The sequence below is a fragment of the Nocardioides sp. WG-D5 genome (assembly GCF_054031175.1).
The window spans coordinates 1,594,900-1,612,640 of the sequence record NZ_CM132928.1 but is presented as its reverse complement, the minus strand read 5'-3'; the positions used below and the strand labels follow the sequence as shown (position 1 = coordinate 1,612,640).

Sequence of the window (17,741 nt, the reverse complement as noted above, 5' to 3'; positions counted from 1 at the left end):
GGTTCGGCTCATCAGGCGGCGACACCGTCGTCGAACGACGCGGAGGGCAGATGAGCAAGAAGCCGAAGTTCCCGGTCAAGGAGCTGATCAAGGCAGGTCCGGCGGCGCCGCAGGTGCTGGTCGGGCACCTGGTGGCCACGCAGGGTCCGGAGATCGCCAGGAAGGTCGCCGCGGACCGCGAGGAGCCCGGCTTCGACACCGAGGCGTACGTCGACGAGCTGATCAGGAAGCACCGCTGGCTCGCCCGCCTGCAGGGCGCCGGCGGCGGCGCGATGATCGCGGTCGCCGAGGTGCCGGCCGTCATCGGCGGTCCCGCGGCTGTCGTGGCCGCGGCCGGCACGGCGATCCTCGGGGACCTGGTCGCGCTGGCGTGGATCGAGCAGCGGCTGGTGATGCACATCGCCGCTGCGTACGGGCAGGATCTGGAGGATCCGGCCCGGATCGACGAGTTCCTCAGGCTCGCCGGCGTGGAGCTGCTCTTCGACGGCGGCGGCAGTGCGGCCGGCACCGCGGGCAGCCGGTTCGGTGTCCGTGCCGCCTCCCGCTGGGCGGCCAACAAGACCGTCGAGGCGACCAAGGGGATGGCGCAGCTCGTCGGTGCCCGGGTGGCCCGGCGTGTCTTCCTGCGCGGCATCCCGGTGCTCAACATCCCGCTCGGCGTGGTGCTCTCGGACACCGCCACCAAGCGTCTCGGACGGCGCGCACGCGAGTTCTACCGGGCGCGTCCGCGGCCTGCCTGACACGCATGTTTGATCAATCGACAGAAAACACCGAACGAGACTTCCACTAACGGGTGTGGGTGGGGTTACACTCGCTGCAAGCGCCCGGCTCGTGGACGTTCGTCGTGGGGACCGAACGAGTCACTGCCCGGTCGATGAGGCGCCGATCGCGGGTATCCGCTGTTGTACGCGGTCGTCAGTCGTCAGCCATCGACCTGCGCGAGCCCTGGGAGGGCGACCGGCCGATGAGGGTCGGCATTTGGACATGCCACTCACCCGTGCGTGGCCCAAGGAGGATTCAGTTGGCTCAGGGAGCCGCTACCCGGCGCAACAACCGGTCCGGCCGTTCACGTAGCAACGGCAACGCCGGCAAGTCCGGGCAGAACGGTCGCCGCAAGGGCGTCCACAAGGACAACGAGGGCATCATCCCGGTGCTCGCTCAGGTCGTCCGCGAGGTCGAGTCGGCGGTTCAGCGCCGCTCGGCGATGCCCGACGTACGCACCAAGTTCCAGGTCGTCGCGCTGCTCGCCCGAGACGAGCGCCACCGCGTGCTCGAGGACGAGACCCTCAACGAGGGCCGTCGCGCCGAGCAGCTCAAGCGTCTGGACGGGATCGCCACGATCCTGGCCAAGACCGCGACCATGGACTCGCGTCTGTTCGAGCTCCTCGCCGAGGACGCCGAGATCTCCGAGGCCGCCGTCGACCTCAAGCACGAGCTGATGGCCCGTGGTGGCGTCGACGTGCCCGAGGACGAGGAGGAGGACGAGGACGAGACCCCCGCCGTCGTCGTCCCCGACAAGCGCGTGGTCCCGACGAGCGTCATCCAGCGCCAGCTCTCCAACCCCTTCCTGGCGCCCGACTTCACCAACGCCCGCCCGCCGGTGCACGCCCGCCGGCTCTCCGGCTGGGAGCTCCTCGGGCCGCTGTTCCGCAGCTTCGAGTACGCCGACTCCGGGCCGTCCTGCATGCCGCTGCCCGACCCGCCCGCCTACGGCCCCGGCCACGTCGACGCGCCCGGCACCCGCGAGCTCATGCACCACCAGGCGCAGCTCGTCGCCTCGGCGGCCGAGGGACACCGCTCCTACCTGCTGGCCGACGAGCCCGGCCTCGGCAAGACCGCCCAGGCGCTGCTCGCCGCCGAGGCGGCCAACGCCTACCCGCTGCTGGTGGTCGTGCCCAACGTCGTCAAGGCCAACTGGGCCCGCGAGGTCAGCCTCTGGACGCCGTCCAAGAAGGCGACCGTCGTGCACGGCAACGGTGAGGACATCGACGGCTTCGCCGACATCATCGTGGTCAACTACGAGATCCTCGACCGCCACGTCGGCTGGCTCGGCGAGTTCGGCTTCAAGGGCATGGTCGTCGACGAGGCCCACTTCATCAAGAACAAGTCCTCCCAGCGGTCCCAGCACGTGCTGGCCCTCTCGGAGAAGATCCGGCAGCGTACGGCCAACCCGCTGCTGATGGCCCTGACCGGCACCCCGCTGATCAACGACATCGAGGACTTCCGGGCGATCTGGCAGTTCCTCGGCTGGATCGACGACGTCAAGCCGCTCAACGGGCTGCTCGAGGGGCTCGAGGAGACCGGGCTGACCCCGCAGGACAACAGCTTCTACGGTGCCGCCCGCCGTGTCGTCGTCAACCAGGGCATCGTGCGCCGCCGCAAGATCGACGTCGCCAGCGACATCCCGGCGCGGCGCGTGGCCGACCTCCCGGTCGAGCTCGACGACGCCGAGGGCCGCTCGATCCGGGCCGCCGAGGCCGAGCTGGCCAAGCGGATGATGCAGCGCTACGACACCGCGATCGAGACCCGGGTGACCGGTGCCAAGCCGGCTCCGGGCGAGCTCGACCTCGAGCTGATCCGTCGGGTCGCCACCTGGGAGCGCGAGGACCAGGACGCCTCCACCGGCGAGAACGTCTTCGGCATGATGCGCCGCATCGGCCGGGCGAAGGCGTCGCTGGCCGCCGACTACGCCGCCCAGCTGGCGCGCAACGTCGGCAAGGTCGTCTTCTTCGCCAAGCACATCGAGGTCATGGACACCGCGCAGAAGCTCTTCGAGGAGCGCGGCATCCGCTACTCCACGATCCGCGGCGACCAGACCTCGAAGGCGCGCGAGAAGGCCATCGACGAGTTCATGAACGACCCCGAGGTCGAGATCATCGTCTGCTCGCTGACCGCCGCCGGCGTCGGCGTCAACCTGCAGGCCGCCTCCAACCTGGTCCTGGCCGAGCTCTCCTGGACCGACGCCGAGCAGACCCAGGCGATCGACCGGGTCCACCGCATCGGCCAGACCGAGCCCGTCACGGCCTGGCGCATCATCGCGAGCCAGACCATCGACACCCGGATCGCCGAGCTGATCGACTCCAAGGCCGGCCTCGCGGCTCGTGCCCTGGACGGCTCCGACGAGGAGGTCACCGACTCCGCCGACGTGCAGCTCGAGGCCCTGGTCTCGCTGCTCACCGACGCGCTCCGCAAGCGCGAGTCGGGCCGCCGGGGTCGCCGCGCCGCCTGACCCGGTCTCCGGGACTCGATCCGGGCCCCATCTCAGGGAGAATCCTGAGGTGGGGCCTGGGTGCTGCGGCGTACGCTTGCTCACATGTTCTGGATCATTCTCCTCCTCGTCGCGGCGGCCGTCGGTGGCTACGTCTTCCGGGTGCCGATCGTCGCCAAGCTGACCGGGCAGCCCCGCAGCCGCATCGAGCGGCACATCGGGCCGAAGGCCAAGCGCCTTCCCTGATCCCGCGGGCAAGCGCCCCGGGAATCCTCAGCGACACCCGTGCGTTGAGGCGTACGTGTCCGCCGATCCGGCGCGCACACGAATTCAGACCGGAAGTGAGAGCCCCATGCCCACCGTCGAGCTCGGCGCAGAGAACTTCGAGAGCACCGTCACCGACAACGAGATCGTTCTCGTCGACTTCTGGGCGTCTTGGTGCGGCCCGTGCCGCCAGTTCAGCCCGATCTACGACGCCGCCTCCGAGGAGCACCCGGAGATCGTCTTCGGCAAGGTCGACACCGAGGCCGAGCAGGCGCTCGCCGGTGCCGCCAACATCACCTCGATCCCGACGCTGATGGCCTTCAAGAAGGGCAACCTCGTCTTCTCCCAGCCCGGTGCGCTGCCCGCGCCCGCGCTGAAGCAGGTCATCGACGCGGTCGTCGACCTCGACATCGACAAGGCGCTGGCCGAGCAGGCCTCGAAGGAGTCCGGCGAGTAAGACTCGTCGTGGCTCCCCGGCGCCCATCAGGTTTGATAGCGCTGTGACCGAACCCGATAGCGCCGCCCACGAAGAGCTCCTCCGTCTGCGCGGCAGCATCGACAACCTCGACGCCGCCCTCGTCCACCTTCTCGCCGAGCGCTTCAAGTGCACCGAGCAGGTGGGTCGGCTGAAGGCGCGCGCGGGGTTCCCTCCTGCCGACCCCAACCGCGAGGCGATCCAGATCGAGCGGCTCCGCCGCCTCTCCGACGACGCCGGCCTCGACCCGGAGTTCGCCGAGAAGATCCTCAACGTGATCATCGCCGAGGTGATCCGCAACCACCGGCAGTTCCTGGAGAGCTGACCCCGGAAGTCTCAGCCCAGGCAGGTCAGTCGAGCACCCGGGCCAGCCAGGCGTTCCAGAACCGGCGGTCCGGGTCGAAGCGGCGAACCAGGTCCTTGAAGTCGTCCCAGCGCGGGAAACCGGCGCCCGGCTCCGAGGTGGCGAAGAGCTTGCCCCAGTGGGGCCGGGTTCCGGCCGGGAGCCGCTGCTCCAGCTCGGGCAGGAGCTCGCCCACGCCGACGGGGTCGGCGTTCCAGGTGAAGTGCAGCGCCAGGACGTCGGTGCCGTAGGCGGGGGAGAGCCACAGGTCGTCGGCCGCGACCGCACGGATCTCGCCGACCTGCAGCAGCGGCCGGACCCGGTCGGCGAGCGACCGGACGGCGTCGACGGCTTCCTGCGCGCGGTCGAGGGGCACCAGGTATTCGCTCTGCAGCTCTGCGCCGACACTGGGCTGGAAGTCGAGCCGGAAGTGGGGCAGCCGCTCGTGCCACGGTCCCGGCACCCCGAGCTGCTCGGTGCACGGGGCCGGGTCGAGACCGGGGATGACATGGCGAGGCTGGGCCGCGAGGACCGTCCCGGGGATCTCCGGAGTCGTCGAGCGCGACTTCACCCAGACCCGACCGACGGAGCCGTCCGGCTCGTCCTCCCAACGCGTGAAGATCGAGACCGAGTAGGCCGCCCCGAGGATCTCGGTGAGATGTTCTCGCAGGTCAGCGTAGGTGAGGCCGTCATGAACCGTCTGCCTGATCTCATAGGTCGGCGAGGTCGCCAGCTCGAGATGGGTCACGACTCCCAGGGCGCCGATGCCCACCACGGCTCCCGCGAAGTCGGGGGACCCGGCCTCCACGCGCACCAGCTCGCCCCGGCCGTCGACGATCTCCAGCGCGGTCACGGACGTGGCCAGCGACCCGTTGCCGATCCCGGAGCCGTGGGTGCCCGTCGCGACCGCTCCGGCCACGGAGATGTGGGGGAGCGAGGCGAGGTTGGGCAGCGCCCGTCCGCGCTCCTCGAGCCAGGCGGCGAGCTCGCCGTAGCGCATCCCGCCGGGCACCCGGACAACCTCCCCGGCCAGGCTTGGCGAGGACTCCAGTGCGTCGAGCGAGACCAGCACTCCCGAGGTGTCCGCGAGATCGGTGAAGGAGTGCCGAGAACCCAGCGCCCGCAGCCGTGGCTCGCGCAGCACGAGGTCGCGTACGTCCTCCACGGAACGTGGTCGCACGAGCGCGCGGGCGGTGTAGTCATAGCTGCGGGCCCACGTCGATCCGGGAGCTTCGCGGGCAGGGGTCTCGGTGCGCATGGATCGGATCGTAGCCGGGTGCGAGCTTCTGCGCGCCTCTTCAGAAAACGTTATCGACAACGATTGACAACCCCGCCCCGCGAAGGCCAGTCTGTGATGCCGATCACACTCATTGACTGGAGGCACCGTGAAAATTCGCTATCTGGCCGCCGCCGTCGCCGCGACGGTCGCAGTCGCCGGCACCGCGTCATCCACCGCTCACGCTGAGCCGCGAGGCTTCCAGCCCCCGCCCGACTCGCTCCGCTCCTACGGCTCCCAGATCGGCCTGCGTGTCGGGGTGGCGGTCAACCCCGAGGTGCTGGCCGACGACGTGCTCGCCGGCATCGCCGCCGACGAGTTCTCCAGCCTCACCCCCGAGAACGAGATGAAGTGGGAGACCGTCGAGCCCACCCGCGGCACCTACGACTGGTCGGGTGCCGACGCCGTCGTCGAGTTCGCCGAGGCCCATGGCCAGAAGGTGCGCGGTCACACCCTGCTCTGGCACAACCAGAACCCGGCCTGGCTGACCGAGGGCGTCGCCAACGGGACGATCAGCGCCGGCGAGCTCCGCGCGATCCTCAAGAAGCACATCACCGACGAGGTCAGCCACTTCCGCGGCAAGGTCTACCAGTGGGACGTCGCCAACGAGTTCTTCGCCGACTCCTGGAGCCCCGCCCCGCTCCCCAACGGCATGAACGGCGACAACTTCTGGATCAAGCACCTCGGCACCGGCATCGTCGCCGACGCCTTCCGCTGGGCCCATGCCGCCGACCCCAAGGCCCAGCTGTTCTACAACGACTACAACATCGCCGGTGAGGACGGGAACAGCGCCAAGTCGACCGCGGTCTACAACTGGGCCAAGGAGCTGATCGCCCAGGGTGTGCCGATCCACGGGATCGGCAACCAGGGCCACCTCGACACCCAGTACGGCTTCTCCGGCGAGCGGTTCCGCGCCGACCTGCAGCGCTACGCCGACCTGGGGCTGAAGGTCGCGGTCACCGAGGCCGACGTACGCACCTTCGTCGACTCCGCCGAGACCCAGGTCCCGACGGACGACCTGGCGCTCTTCGCCCATCCCTACGAGTTCTCGCAGATGCTCCAGGCCTGTCTCGCCGTACGTGCCTGCACCTCGTTCACGGTCTGGGGCATCGACGACACCCACTCGTGGGTACCGGGCTGGTTCGAAGGACAGGGCTACGCGCTGCTCTGGGACGTGAACAAGCAGCCCAAGGTGGCGTACACCACGCTGAAGCAGGACCTGCGGCTGGCTCTGGGGGCGCCCCGTCGCCGCTGAGGCAGCCGAGCCGCAGCTGGTCGTGGCGACTCCCGCCCGCCGGTGGTCTACTGGAGACCGAGCACATCGATCGATCTGAGCGAGGGTAGATGAGCGAGCACGCAGCAGAAGCAGACCTCGAGGAGCAGGCGACCGACGTCGTGAAGACCACCGTCGACGACGAGGCGCCGCTGGACGCCGAGGAGACCGTCACCTCGGCGCCGGACGACGTCGACGAGGCCGACTACGCCGAGCAGAAGCTCGACGCGGGCGGCCCCGACGACGACTACGACTACTGACCGGGTAGGCGGCTAGGAGTTCTGCGGGAACCCGAGGTTGATCCCGCCGTGCGAGGGGTCGAGCCACCGGGTGGTGACGGCCTTCTCGCGGGTGAAGAAGTCGAGCCCGGCGGGACCGTAGGCCTTCGCATCCCCGAACAGCGACGCCTTCCAGCCGCCGAAGGAGTGGTAGGCGACCGGCACGGGGATCGGCACGTTCACACCGACCATGCCGACCTGCACCTCGCGCTGGAACCGGCGCGCAGCGCCGCCGTCGTTGGTGAAGATCGCGGTGCCGTTGCCGAACTGGCCCGAGTTGATCAGCTCCAGGCCCTCCTCGTAGCCGGAGACGCGGACGACCGAGAGCACCGGGCCGAAGATCTCCTCGGTGTAGACGGTCGAGGTGGTCGGCACCCGGTCGACCAGCGTCGGCCCGACCCAGAACCCGTTGGGGTCGCCGTCCACGTCGATCCCGCGGCCGTCGACGACGACCTCGGCCCCGTCGGCGGCCGCCACGTCGACATAGCTCGCCACCTTGTCGCGGTGGGCTCCGGTGATCAGCGGGCCCATGTCGGTGCCGCGGGTGCCGTCGCCGGTCTTGAGCGTGGCCATCCGGGAGGTGATCTTCGAGATCAGGCTGTCGGCCACCGAGTCGACCGCGAGCACCACCGAGATCGCCATGCAGCGCTCACCGGCCGATCCGAAGCCCGCGTTGACCGCCGAGTCGGCGACCAGGTCGAGGTCGGCGTCGGGCAGGACGAGCATGTGGTTCTTGGCGCCGCCGAGCGCCTGGACGCGCTTGCCGGCGGCAGTGCCGCGCTCGTAGACGTAGCGGGCGATCGGGGTGGAGCCGACGAAGGAGATCGAGGCGACGTCGGGGTTGTCGAGGAGCGCGTCGACCGCCTCCTTGTCACCGTGGACCACGTTGTAGACGCCGTCGGGCAGCCCCGCCTCGGCCCACAGCTCCGCGATCCAGTTCGACGCGGTCGGGTCCTTCTCCGACGGCTTGATCACCACCGTGTTGCCGGCCGCGATCGCGATCGGGAAGAACCACATCGGCACCATCGCCGGGAAGTTGAACGGGCTGATGATGCCCACGACCCCGAGCGGCTGCTTCAGGGTGGTCACGTCGACGCCGGTGGAGACCTGCTCGGAGACGGTGCCCTTGAGCAGGTGGGAGAGCCCGCAGGCGAACTCGACGACCTCGAGCCCGCGGGCGATCTCGCCGGCGGCGTCGGAGAGCACCTTGCCGTGCTCGGCGGTCAGGATCTCGGCGAGCTCGCCCTTGCGGGCGTTGAGCAGCTCGCGGAACTTGAAGAGCACGGCCGTACGCCGCGTCAGCGAGGTCTCGCTCCACTCGTCATAGGCCTTCTTCGCCGCGGTGACGGCGGTGTCGACGTCGGCGGCCGAGGCGAAGCGTACGTGCTTCTGGACGGTGCCCAACGCGGGGTTGTAGACGTCGCCGAGACGGGTGCCGGTGCCGGGGTTGGTGGCCCCGCCGATCCAGTGGTCGAGGATGGGGAGATCGGTCATTTCATGCGTCCTTTTGAGTGTTACAGCGAGCCGAGCACGTCGTCGTAGATCGAGATCGCCTCGGCGACCTCGTCGGGGGTGACGACGCACGGAGGCACCACGTGGATGCGGTTCTCCATGGTGAACGGGATCAGGTTGCGGGCGATGAGGTCGGACTTGATCCGGCCCATCGTCGCCGCCGGGAGCGGCTCCCGCGTCTCGCGGTCGGCGACGAGCTCGAGGGCCCAGAAGACCCCGGTGCCGCGCACCTCGCCGATCACGTCGTGCTTCTCGGCCAGCGCGGCCAGCCCGGGGGCGATGTGGTCGGTGCCGATGGTCGCGGCGTTGTCGACGATGCCCTCCTCGTTCATCGCTTCGATGGTCGCCACGATCGACGCCATCGCGAGCGGGTGGCCGGAGTAGGTGAGGCCGCCGGGGAAGACCTGGTCGTCGAAGGTCGCCGCGACCGGGTCGGAGATGATCACCCCGCCGGCCGGTACGTAGCCCGAGTTGACCCCCTTGGCGAACGTGATCAGGTCGGGGACGATGTCGTAGGCGTCCAGCGCGAGCCACTCGCCGGTGCGGCCGAAGCCGGCCATGACCTCGTCGAGGATGAGCACGATCCCGAACTCGTCGGCCAACGCGCGGACACCGGGGAGATAGCCCGGCGGCGGGATCATGATCCCGGCCGTGCCCGGGATGGTCTCGAGGAGGATCGCCGCGATGGAGGCGGGACCCTCGGCCTCGATGACCCGGCGCAGGTGGTGGAGGGCGCGCTCGGACTCCTGCTCGGGCGTGGTCGCCCAGAACTCCGAGCGGTAGAGGTAGGGGCCGAAGAAGTGCACGTGGCCGCGGGCGTACTCGTTCGGGATCCGTCGCCAGTCGCCCGTCGCGACGATCGCGGCGCCGGTGTTGCCGTGGTAGGAGCGGTAGGTCGAGAGCACCTTGTCGCGGCCGGTGTGGATCCTCGCCATCCGGATCGCGTTCTCGATCGCGTCGGCGCCGGCGTTGGTGAAGAAGACCTTGTTGAAGCCGACCGGTGCGATGTCGGTGATCCGCTCGGCGGCCTCGCCACGAGCCAGGTTGGCCGTCGTCGGCGCGATCGTGGTCAGCGTCTCGGCCTGCTTCTTGATCGCCTCCACCACCCGAGGGTGCTGGTGGCCGATGTTGGTGTTGACCAGCTGGGAGGAGAAGTCGAGGTAGGTGTGCCCCGAGTCGTCCCACACCCGCGAGCCCTGCCCGCCGGCGATGACGAGCGGCTTCAGCGACGCCTGGGCGGACCAGGAGTGGAAGACGTGGGATCGGTCGAGGTCGTACGCGCGGGCGTCGCTGGCGCTGGTCAAGGCTGTCCCCTGGGGTGCGTGGATGGACATGGATCTGGCACTCACTCTACGCCGGAAACAGCAACGTAGCCGCCGAACGAGAGTACCGATTACGACGGTATATCAGGTCGACGGCTACGTTTTCGTTACATTGAGGTGCCATACGCGACTGAATCACGCGCCACCAGCGGTGACCTCCACCTCGATGGGCTTGAAGTCGGTGCCCTTGCTGTCGACCTCGTCGCCGAGCTCGTCGAGCGCCTTCTCGATGTACTCGTTGGAGTAGGCCGTCTCCGGCGGAGCCTTGGTGATCAGCTTCTCGCCCTTCTCGTTGGTCGCCGAGAGTGCGCCGTCGACGGTCTGCTTCCAGGCCGCCTCGTCGATGACCCCGACCCCGTTCTCGGCCGGCCAGATGAGCTTGTTGGTCTCGTTGAGCATCCACAGCTCGTGGGAGGGACCCCAGGTCGACTCGTGCTCGGCCATGGTCGGGGCTACCTCCTCGGCGTTGTCGCGGGCGTAGGCCCAGCCCTTGACGACCGCCTTGAGGAACTTGACGGTCGTCTCCTCGTAGTCGGCGTCCGAGGAGAGTCGCTCGGTGTCGGCCCAGAGTGCGTCCTGCAGCATCGCGCCCTCGGTGTCCTCGTAGGAGATGACGTTGAAGTCGGAGGGCTGGTAGAGCTTCCCGGTCTTGGGGTTCTCGGCCTCCAGCAGCTGGGCGTACTCGTTGTAGGTCATCGCCTGCGCCGCGTCGATGTCGCCCTGGAGGAACGCGTTCATGTTGAAGTCCTGGGTGACGATCGAGACGGACTTGGAGTCGAGTCCCTCCGCGGCCATCGCGGCGAAGATCTCCCACTCGTTGCCGAAGCCCCACGAACCGATCTTCTTGCCCTCGAAGTCCGCGACCGACTCGATGCCGGAGTCTGCCCAGGAGACCTGCAGAGTGCCCGAGCGCTGGAAGATCTGGGCGACGTTGGTCAGCTCGGCGCCGGCCTCGATCGAGCCCAGCACCTTCGGCACCCAGGCGACGGCGTAGTCGACGTCGCCGTTGGCCAGGGCGTCCTGCGGCACGATGTCGCCGCCCGAGGGGATGATCTCGACGTCGAGCCCCTCGTCCTCGAAGAAGCCCTGGTCCATCGCCGCGTAGTAGCCGGCGAACTGTGACTGCGGCAGCCACTGCAGCTGCAGCTTGACCTGGGTCAGGTCGCCGTCTCCCTCGCTCTCCGAGCTTCCGCACGAGGCGAGCCCCAGTGCCAGCGTCAAGGCGGCCGCGGCCGCCAGTCCCTGTCGTACGCGTCCGATCATCGTTTCCTCCGGTGGTCGAGGTGTTGCCCGTAGGCCCTGTGCGCCAGCCGCTCCAGTGCGGCTGTGATCGCGAAGACCAGCAGGCCGAGCACGATCGCGCCCCCGACGTACGCGAATGCCCGGGCATGGTTGGTGGTCGCGGCGTTCTTGATGGCGCTGCCGAGTCCGTTGTTGACCCCGCCGAAGTACTCCGCGACCAGCGCCGAGATGACCGCCAGCGACCCGGCCACCCGCAGCCCGGTGAGGGCGTACGGGATCGCGACGGGGAGCGTGACGGTGCGGAAGCGCTGCACCGGCCCGGCGGCGTACGTCCTCATCAGGTCGCGCTGCAGGGGAGTGGTCTGCCGCAGGCCGCGGAGGGTGTTGACGAAGACGGGTACGAACGCGGCGATGCCGCCGATGATGCGCCGCGGCGACTCCTGGTCGGTGCCGAGCATCGTGTAGAGCAGCGGCGCGATCGCGACGATCGGGATGACCGCGAGGACAGCGACCAGGGGGCCGAGCATGCCGTCGAAGAGCCGGGCGGTCGCGGCGATGCCGGCGAGCGCGACGCCCAGGAGGGCGCCCACGGCCAGGCCCCACAGCGAGTTGACCGCGGTGACCCGGAAGGCTGCCCGGATCGGCTCCCAGCTCTCCCCGAGCGCGGTGACGACCTCGCCGGGTCCGGGAAGGAAGAACGTTCCGATGCCGAGCACGTCGACGGTGAGCGCCCACAGGGCCAGGCCGAGCAGCCCCACCACGAGCGGGGCGAGCAGGCGTGCGGGCGACAGTGTCATGCGCCGGCTCCCTCGGGGGCGCGCTCGTCGGGGGCGGGTCTCGCGTGCAGCGCCTCGCGGACCTCGGTGACCAGCTTGTAGAAGCGCTCCGACTCGCGCAGCGCCTCGTCGCGGACGACGTCGGGGCCGATCCCGGTGTCCACGATCCGGGTGATCCGGCCCGGCCGCGGCGACATCACCACCACCCGTTCGGAGAGGAAGGCCGCTTCCGGGATCGAGTGGGTGACGAAGACGACCGCGGCTCCGGTCTCGCGGACCAGCCGGGACAGCTCGGTCTGGAGCCGCTCGCGGGTCATCTCGTCGAGCGCGCCGAACGGCTCGTCCATCAGCAGCAGCCGAGGTTGCTCGGCGAGGGCGCGGGCGATCGCCACCCGCTGCTGCATGCCGCCGGAGAGCTGGTCCGGGTAGTGCCCGGTGAACTCCTCCAGCCCGACCAGCGCAGCCAGCTCGGCGACCCGCTCCTGTCGCCTGCGCCTGGAGACCTTGTGCAGCTCCAGCGGCACGGCGATGTTGTCGGCGACCGTACGCCACGCCAACAGGCCCGCCTGCTGGAAGGCGATCCCGTAGTCCTGGTCCCGGCGGGCGCGCGACGCGGTCTTGCCGAACACCCGCACCGTCCCCGCCGTCGGGCTCTCGAGATCGGCCACCAGTCGCATCAGCGTGGACTTGCCGCACCCCGATGGCCCGATGAGCGAGACGAACTCGCCTGGTGCGATGTCCAGGTCGATGTCGGCCAGCGCGTGCACCTGGCCCTGCTTGCTCGGGAACTGCTTGGTCACGCCGGCCAGCGAGACGGCGGTCTCGGATGTCGGCGTCGTCGTGGGGGAATCAGGGGTCACGGTGACCTTTCCGTCGTCGATCATGCCGCCTCACCCCGCCGGTAGCGCCGCAGCGCGACACCGATGAGCCAGACGACGCCGGCGGCGAGCAGTCCCAGCACGGCCGCACCGAAGATCGGCGCCCAGGCCTTGGCCGGGTCGCCGGAGGCCTGGCCGCCGTAGCCGATCAGCTTGCGCCCGATGCCGTCCATGTAGGCGATCGAGCCCTCCGCCACGACCGTCCCGACGACGGCGGCGGCCGCCGCCAGACGCAGCGCGGAGAGCAGGTAGGGCACGGCGGCGGGCAGCTTGACCTTGCGCACTGTGGCCCAGTAGCCGGCGTCGTACGTCGTGAAGAGCTCGAGCTGCTGCACGGTCGGTGACTGCAGCCCTCGCAGCGCTCCGACAGCGATCGGGAAGAAGGCGAGGTAGGAGGCGATCACGGCGACCGACATCCACGCCGGCCACTCCCAGCCGCCGACGGCGATGTTGGAGCCCCACGACTTCACCATCGGCGCGAACGCGATCAACGGCACCGTCTGGGACAGCACGATCCACGGCAGCAGGCCGTGCTCGGCAAGCCTGAACCGGTCCATGACCAGCGCCAGCGCCAGACCGACGACCGTGCCGACGAGCAGCCCGACGCAGGCGATCCCCAGCGACACCAGCGCCGCCTGGAGGACGACCAGCCACAGCGGCGAGGAGGTCGAGGCGGAGGTCTCCGGCTCGAGGAGCCGGGTGACCATCTCCCACACGTGCGGCATCGCCAGGTCGGTCGCCCTCGGCAGGATCCGCGCCTCGCCGATGCTCCAGCCGGACTCGGGCCCGAGCTGCTTGTAGCCCTCCCACAGCGCGACCACCAGGGCCAGCCCGAGCAGCCCGGCCGCGGTCCGGGTGACCCCGGTGAGGACGCGACCCACGCTCAGGCCTTTGCTGTCACGGGCCGGTTGACCCGGGGGATCACCAGATCGCCGTACGCGGCCAGGGTCTGGTCCATCGCGTCGTGCTGCAGGTAGACGGCGAACTGGTCGACCCCGAGGCTCTTCAGCTGCTCGAGCTTGGCGACCTGCTCCTCGACGGAGCCGAGGAGGCAGAACCGGTCGACGATCTCGTCGGGCACGAACCCGGTGTGGGTGTTCCCGGCCCGGCCGTGCTCGTTGTAGTCGTAGCTCTCGCGGCCCTCGATGTAGTCGGTGAGCGCCTGCGGGACCGCGCCGCTGCCGTACTTGGCGACGATGTCGGCGACGTGGTTGCCCACCATCCCGCCGAACCACCGGCACTGCTCCCGCGCATGCGCCAGGGCCTCGGGCGACCCGTCGGTGACGTACGCAGGGGCGGCCACGCAGAACGTCAGCGACTCCGGGTCGTGGCCGGCGTCGGTGGCCGCCTTCTTGACCGCCCCGATCATCCACTCGGTGATGTCGGGGTCGGCGAGCTGCAGGATGAACCCGTCGCCGACCTCGCCGGCCGCCTTCAGCGCGAGCGGGCCGTAGGCGGCGATCCACACCTCCAGCTCGGAGCGCTTCGCCCACGGGAACTGCAGCGTGGTGCCGTTGACCTCGACCGGGCGCCGGTTGGCCAGCTCGCGGATCACCCGGGTCGCCTCGCGCATCTCCTTGATCGTGGACGGCTTCCCGTTGAGCACCCGCACCGCCGAGTCGCCGCGGCCCATGCCGCACACGGTGCGGTTGCCGTACATCTCGTTGAGGGTCGCGAAGACCGACGCGGTCACCGTCCAGTCGCGGGTCGCCGGGTTGGTGACGAACGGACCGACCTTGATCGTGCGGGTCTCGGCGAGGATCTGGCTGTAGATGACGTACGGCTCCATCCACAGCAGGTGGCTGTCGAAGGTCCACACGTAGTCGAAGCCGTACGCCTCGGCCCGCTTCGCCAGGTCGACGACCCGCCAGGCGGGCGGGTTGGTCTGGAGCACCACACCGAAGTCCATGACGTCACACCAGGTACTGGGAGAGGTCGCGCTTGAGGTAGCTGCCGTGGCCCTTGGTGCCGTGGAACTCGCCGTCGGCGACGACGACGGACCCGCGGGAGAGAACCACGTCGACGTGGCCGTCGATCTCGTAGCCCTCCCAGGCGGAGTGGTCCATGTTCATGTGGTGGGTCCTGCCCTCCCCGATGCCGATGGAGGTGTGGCCGGCCGGGTCGTAGACGACGATGTCGGCGTCGGCTCCCGGCGCGATGACGCCCTTGCGGCCGTAGAGCCCGAACATCCGCGCCGGCGTGGTCGCGATCAGCTCCACCCATCGTTCGAGGGTGATCTGCCCGGTCACCACGCCCTGGTAGAGCAGGTCGACGCGGTGCTCGATCGAGCCGATCCCGTTGGGGATCGCCCGGAAGTCGTCCTTGCCGAGCTCCTTCTGCTCCTTCATGCAGAAGGGGCAGTGGTCGGTGGAGACCATCTGCAGGTCGTTGGTGCGCAACCCCTGCCACATCGCGTCCTGGTGGCCCTCCGCGCGCGAGCGCAGCGGCGTCGAGCAGACCCACTTCGCACCCTCGAAGTCGCCCCACTCCTCCGAGCTCGCGCCGAGCTGCTCCTCGAGGGAGAGGTAGAGGTACTGCGGGCAGGTCTCGCCGAACACGTTCTTGCCCTTGTCCCGGGCGGCGGCCAGCTGCTCGACGGCCTGCTTAGCGCTGACGTGCACGACGTAGAGCGGTGCGCCGGTCACGTCGGCGAGCATGATCGCGCGGTGGGTGGCCTCCTCCTCCATCTGCCAGGCACGGGCGATGCCGTGGTAGTAGGGGCTCGTCTTCCCCGACTCGGCCAGCTGCGCGGCGAGCACGTCGATCGCCGGGCCGTTCTCGGCGTGCATCATGGTCAGCAGGCCGTGGTCGGTCGCCTTCTGCATCGCCCGCAGGACCTGGGCGTCGTCGGAGTAGAAGACGCCCGGGTAGGCCATGAAGAGCTTGTAGGAGGTGACCCCCTCGTCCACGAGGGTGTCCATCGCCTTGAGCGAGTCGTCATCGACCCCGCCGATGATCTGGTGGAACCCGTAGTCGATCGCGCAGTTGCCGGCGGCCAGCTCGTGCCAGTGCGCCAACCCGTCCTGTACGCGTTCGCCGTAGCGCTGCACCGCGAAGTCGATGATCGTCGTGGTGCCGCCCCAGGCTGCGGCCCGGGTGCCGGTCTCGAAGGTGTCGGAGGCGTTGGTGCCGCCGAACGGGAGCTGCATGTGGGTGTGGGCGTCGACGCCGCCGGGGATGACGTACTTCCCGGTCGCGTCGATCGTCACGTCTGCGTCGATGGTGCCGAAAGGACTGGCTCCGGGCGAGATGAGCGCGACGATCTTCTCGCCGTCGACGAGCACGTCGGCCTGGGTGCGCCCGGTCGCGGAGACGACCGTGCCGCCCGTGATGAGCGTGGTGGTCATGCCGGCCTCCTCAGGGTCGGGGGATGGCGGTGTACGAATCGGGCCGCCGGTCGCGGTAGAACTGCCAGTCGTCGCGCATCTCCTGGACCATGTTCATGTCCAGGTCGCGTACGAGCAGCTCCTCCTTCTCGCCCGAGCCGAGCTCGCCGACGTAGTTGCCGCGGGGGTCGACGATCTGCGACATCCCGTAGAAGTTGACCGCCTCGGGGCCGTACTCGTTGTCCTCGAGGCCGACCCGGTTGGGCGCGAGCACGAAGTAGCCGTTGGCGACCGCAGCGGCGGGCTGCTCGACCTCCCACAGCCGGTTGGAGAGGCCGGGCTTGGTGGCGTTGGGGTTGAAGACCATGTGGGCCCCGTTGAGGCCGAGCTCGCGCCAGCCCTCGGGGAAGTGGCGGTCGTAGCAGATGTACATCCCCACCTTGCCGACCGCGGACTCGAAGACCGGGTAGCCCAGGTTGCCGGGGCGGAAGTAGAACTTCTCCCAGAACTTCTCCACGTGCGGCAGATGGTTCTTGCGGTACTTGCCGAGGATCGTGCCGTCGGCGTCGACCAGCACGGCGGTGTTGTAGTAGATCCCGGTGTCGGCCTCTTCGTAGATCGGCAGCACCATCACCATGCCGAGCTCCTTGGCCAGGCTCGCGAAGCGCTGCACGATCGGCCCGTCGGCCGGCTCGGCGTAGCGGTAGTACTTCTTGTCCTGGGTGATCCCGAAGTAGGGCCCGTAGAAGAGCTCCTGGAAGCAGATCACCTGGGCGCCTTGAGCGGCCGCATCACGCGCGAAGCCCTCGTGCTTGTCCAGCATGGAGACCTTGTCCCCGGTCCAGGTGGTCTGGCTGATTGCGGCCCTGACGATGGTCATGCAACTACCTCCCAGTCATGAACCCGCGGAGCTACGAGTCCCGCCATCGTTCCTGGGAGTCGTTTCCCCTGAGTTTCCTCCTAAATACAAACATGCCGCCGAGGCCCTTGGGGCCGCGACGGCAATTTTGTTGAAACTATCTCGAGCGTGAGGATTTCTTGATCTAGGCGGCGCTCGCCGGATGACGTACGACCACGTGCTCGACGGCCCTGGCGAGCTCCTCGCGGAGCTCCGGCGCGAGCTGCGGGCAGTCGACCGAGAGGAACAGCTCCATCGCGGAGCGGGTCGCGCGGGCGCGATCGCCCGGCGTGCCCTCGGCAAGGGTGGGCGCGATCTCGGCGAGATGGGCGCTGGTCTCGACCACGGTGTTGCAGTCGTGCGGGGTGAGTGGGGCGCGGGCCTCCCGGCCGGCGCGGACGAGGACGCTGAGAACCTCCACCTTGGCGGCGGTGGTCAACGACATAGCGCTCCTCGACGAGTCGAACAGATGCGACCCCACACCGTCCGCGTTGTGCGACGACATGTATCTCCTCGGTGGGACGTGTGCCTCCCCCGAGGCACTCTCGCCCACTCCAACGATCAGGGGAAGGGATCGGTGACGCCCTTGGGTGCTTTGTAACTCACCTGTGGGCCAACCCGTGAGTAGCCTATAGAAACTAGGGTCCAGGTGTTGCTGTCGCCGTCGCGT

Annotated in this window: 18 protein-coding genes; 7 read left to right on the top strand and 11 right to left on the bottom strand. The window is 69.2% G+C overall.

Annotated elements, in window-relative coordinates; translation table 11 throughout:
- Nucleotides 1–50 precede the first annotated feature (50 nt).
- From ACWZJV_RS07830 to ACWZJV_RS07810, 5 genes are all read left to right on the top strand, one after another.
- The gene (locus ACWZJV_RS07830; protein ID WP_008362012.1) at nt 51–740 is read left to right on the top strand and encodes a hypothetical protein; all 690 of its coding nucleotides are present in this window, start codon (nt 51–53) and stop codon (nt 738–740) included.
- Between the two features lie 281 nt (nt 741–1,021).
- Nucleotides 1,022–3,229 (top strand): DEAD/DEAH box helicase, encoded by a 2,208-nt coding sequence (locus ACWZJV_RS07825; protein WP_008362013.1) that lies wholly within the window; start codon nt 1,022–1,024, stop codon nt 3,227–3,229.
- Nucleotides 3,230–3,313: 84 nt separating this feature from the next.
- Entirely contained in the window at nt 3,314–3,454 is a 141-nt protein-coding gene (locus ACWZJV_RS07820; RefSeq protein ID WP_196873127.1) for a hypothetical protein, read from the top strand.
- Nucleotides 3,455–3,560: 106 nt separating this feature from the next.
- Nucleotides 3,561–3,929, top strand: a complete 369-nt coding sequence (trxA, locus tag ACWZJV_RS07815; protein WP_196873128.1) for a thioredoxin — start codon at nt 3,561–3,563, stop codon at nt 3,927–3,929.
- Between the two features lie 43 nt (nt 3,930–3,972).
- Complete coding sequence (locus tag ACWZJV_RS07810; RefSeq protein WP_196873129.1) at nt 3,973–4,272, top strand: chorismate mutase; 300 nt, start codon at nt 3,973–3,975, stop codon at nt 4,270–4,272.
- Nucleotides 4,273–4,297: 25 nt separating this feature from the next.
- Here ACWZJV_RS07810 and ACWZJV_RS07805 read toward each other — a convergent pair whose 3' ends face one another.
- Nucleotides 4,298–5,548 carry an FAD-binding protein gene (locus ACWZJV_RS07805; RefSeq protein ID WP_457180923.1) on the bottom strand — a complete coding sequence of 417 codons (1,251 nt, stop codon included), beginning with the start codon at nt 5,546–5,548 and terminating at the stop codon, nt 4,298–4,300.
- Between the two features lie 127 nt (nt 5,549–5,675).
- Between ACWZJV_RS07805 and ACWZJV_RS07800 the strand changes: the two genes are divergently transcribed.
- Both ACWZJV_RS07800 and ACWZJV_RS07795 read left to right on the top strand, forming a co-directional pair.
- Nucleotides 5,676–6,821 carry an endo-1,4-beta-xylanase gene (locus tag ACWZJV_RS07800; protein ID WP_457180921.1) on the top strand — a complete coding sequence of 382 codons (1,146 nt, stop codon included), beginning with the start codon at nt 5,676–5,678 and terminating at the stop codon, nt 6,819–6,821.
- Nucleotides 6,822–6,910: 89 nt separating this feature from the next.
- The gene (locus tag ACWZJV_RS07795; RefSeq protein WP_457180919.1) at nt 6,911–7,099 is read left to right on the top strand and encodes a hypothetical protein; all 189 of its coding nucleotides are present in this window, start codon (nt 6,911–6,913) and stop codon (nt 7,097–7,099) included.
- Nucleotides 7,100–7,111: 12 nt separating this feature from the next.
- On the opposite strand, the gene ACWZJV_RS07790 is transcribed toward ACWZJV_RS07795, so the two are convergent.
- From ACWZJV_RS07790 to ACWZJV_RS07745, 10 genes are all read right to left on the bottom strand, one after another.
- Nucleotides 7,112–8,611 (bottom strand): CoA-acylating methylmalonate-semialdehyde dehydrogenase, encoded by a 1,500-nt coding sequence (locus tag ACWZJV_RS07790; RefSeq protein WP_196873133.1) that lies wholly within the window; start codon nt 8,609–8,611, stop codon nt 7,112–7,114.
- A gap of 20 nt (nt 8,612–8,631) precedes the next feature.
- A complete protein-coding gene (locus tag ACWZJV_RS07785; protein ID WP_457180916.1) occupies nt 8,632–9,933 on the bottom strand; it encodes an aminotransferase class III-fold pyridoxal phosphate-dependent enzyme in 1,302 nt (433 codons plus the stop codon).
- Nucleotides 9,934–10,086: 153 nt separating this feature from the next.
- Nucleotides 10,087–11,214, bottom strand: a complete 1,128-nt coding sequence (locus tag ACWZJV_RS07780; protein ID WP_457180914.1) for an ABC transporter substrate-binding protein — start codon at nt 11,212–11,214, stop codon at nt 10,087–10,089.
- Nucleotides 11,211–11,990, bottom strand: a complete 780-nt coding sequence (locus ACWZJV_RS07775; RefSeq protein ID WP_457180912.1) for an ABC transporter permease — start codon at nt 11,988–11,990, stop codon at nt 11,211–11,213. Before ACWZJV_RS07775 ends, ACWZJV_RS07780 begins: the two co-directional genes overlap by 4 nt.
- Nucleotides 11,987–12,853, bottom strand: coding sequence for an ABC transporter ATP-binding protein (locus ACWZJV_RS07770; RefSeq protein ID WP_457180910.1), 867 nt, complete (start codon nt 12,851–12,853; stop codon nt 11,987–11,989). Before ACWZJV_RS07770 ends, ACWZJV_RS07775 begins: the two co-directional genes overlap by 4 nt.
- Nucleotides 12,850–13,728 (bottom strand): ABC transporter permease, encoded by an 879-nt coding sequence (locus ACWZJV_RS07765; RefSeq protein WP_008362033.1) that lies wholly within the window; start codon nt 13,726–13,728, stop codon nt 12,850–12,852. Before ACWZJV_RS07765 ends, ACWZJV_RS07770 begins: the two co-directional genes overlap by 4 nt.
- A 2-nt stretch (nt 13,729–13,730) precedes the next feature.
- Nucleotides 13,731–14,756: a TIGR03842 family LLM class F420-dependent oxidoreductase gene (locus tag ACWZJV_RS07760; RefSeq protein WP_457180908.1), complete on the bottom strand. Its 1,026-nt coding sequence runs from the start codon at nt 14,754–14,756 to the stop codon at nt 13,731–13,733.
- A 4-nt stretch (nt 14,757–14,760) separates the two neighbouring features.
- The gene (gene hydA / locus ACWZJV_RS07755; RefSeq protein WP_457180906.1) at nt 14,761–16,194 is read right to left on the bottom strand and encodes a dihydropyrimidinase; all 1,434 of its coding nucleotides are present in this window, start codon (nt 16,192–16,194) and stop codon (nt 14,761–14,763) included.
- A gap of 10 nt (nt 16,195–16,204) precedes the next feature.
- Nucleotides 16,205–17,053, bottom strand: coding sequence for a nitrilase-related carbon-nitrogen hydrolase (locus ACWZJV_RS07750; protein WP_008362039.1), 849 nt, complete (start codon nt 17,051–17,053; stop codon nt 16,205–16,207).
- 163 nt (nt 17,054–17,216) lie between these two features.
- Nucleotides 17,217–17,516 (bottom strand): hypothetical protein, encoded by a 300-nt coding sequence (locus ACWZJV_RS07745; RefSeq protein WP_040756489.1) that lies wholly within the window; start codon nt 17,514–17,516, stop codon nt 17,217–17,219.
- Nucleotides 17,517–17,741 lie beyond the last annotated feature (225 nt).